This is a genomic window from Vibrio sp. Vb0349 (assembly GCF_033338975.1).
Genome location: NZ_JAWOTS010000366.1, coordinates 1 through 1,133, shown reverse-complemented (window position 1 = coordinate 1,133; position 1,133 = coordinate 1). Strand labels below are relative to the sequence as shown.

Below are 1,133 nucleotides of genomic sequence, written 5' to 3'. Positions count from 1 at the left end.
GCTTTTACTTGGCTATACATATTGGCCAGTCGCTACCTAGGCTAGAGGTTACAACATGATTCAGCAGTATCGAGATAGCAACCAAGTCATTTGGTTTGATGAGGAGCTTATTGAAGATCCTAGTCAGCCTATTTTTGATGCCGAGTATTGGCAATCCACCAACAAAGTAACTGGCAGTGCGTCAGGGCGTGGCACGACTTGGTTTGTTCAGCTTGATACGATGCAAGCCGCTCTGCGTCATTATCGACGTGGTGGCTTGTTTGGTAAGTTAGTTAAAGACAATTATTGGTTTTCAGGTTGGGAGCAAACGCGTTGTGTGCAAGAGTTCCAACTATTACTTACACTGATTAATGCTGGCGTTCATGTGCCAAGGCCAATTGCTGCGAGAGCTGTGAAATCTGGATTGACATATCAGGCCGATTTATTGAGTGAGCGCATTCCTAACGCAAGAGACCTGGTCAGTATCTTGCAGGAAAAACCGTTACCGGAAGGAATGTATCAAAAAATAGGGCAAGAAATTGCCAAAATGCACAACGCTGGCGTTAATCACACAGACCTGAATATCCACAACATCTTGATCGATGACAAAGATAAAGTGTGGATTATTGATTTTGATAAGTGCCGCAAACAAGAGCACGGCGACTGGAAAAAGCAAAACTTAGAAAGGCTTCTTCGCTCATTCAAAAAAGAACTGCTCAAACGCCAAATCATTTGGCAAGCGTCCGATTTTGATCATGTACAAAAAAGTTATACTGAAAATACGTAAAGTGAGCTTTTTGTCAGTTATTCGTGAGACAATCCAATAGCGCATTTCGGTACACCCACTAAAAGTACCCATTAAAGTAGGTAACATTTGCAATGAAAATACTAGTAACAGGCGGAGCAGGCTTCATCGGCTCAGCTGTCGTTCGACACATTATTCGTGACACCCAAGATAGTGTCGTGAATTTAGACAAGCTCACCTACGCAGGAAACTTGGAGTCGTTGGTAGATGTCGCGGACAGTGACCGTTATTACTTCGAGCAAGTGGATATCTGTGACCGAACTGAACTAGACCGCGTGTTTTCAGAGCATCAACCCGATAAGGTGATGCATTTGGCGGCTGAGTCTCATGTCGATCGCTCTATTGATGG

General features: G+C 43.9%; 2 protein-coding genes. Both read left to right on the top strand.

Going from position 1 to position 1,133, the window contains the following annotated elements; all coding sequences use genetic code 11:
* Positions 1-55: 55 nt before the first annotated feature.
* On the top strand, positions 56-766 hold the full coding sequence (locus R7Q47_RS25890) for a 3-deoxy-D-manno-octulosonic acid kinase (protein WP_025524442.1): 711 nt from the start codon (positions 56-58) through the stop codon (positions 764-766).
* A 92-nt stretch (positions 767-858) separates the two neighbouring features.
* On the top strand, positions 859-1,133 hold a 275-nt coding region (locus R7Q47_RS25885), incomplete at its 3' end, for a GDP-mannose 4,6-dehydratase (protein WP_318090215.1).

Excerpts from the sequence above, each read along its gene's own strand:
- R7Q47_RS25890 (WP_025524442.1), top strand. The coding sequence starts at position 56 with ATGATTCAGCAGTATCGAGATAGCAACCAAGTCATTTGGTTTGATGAG.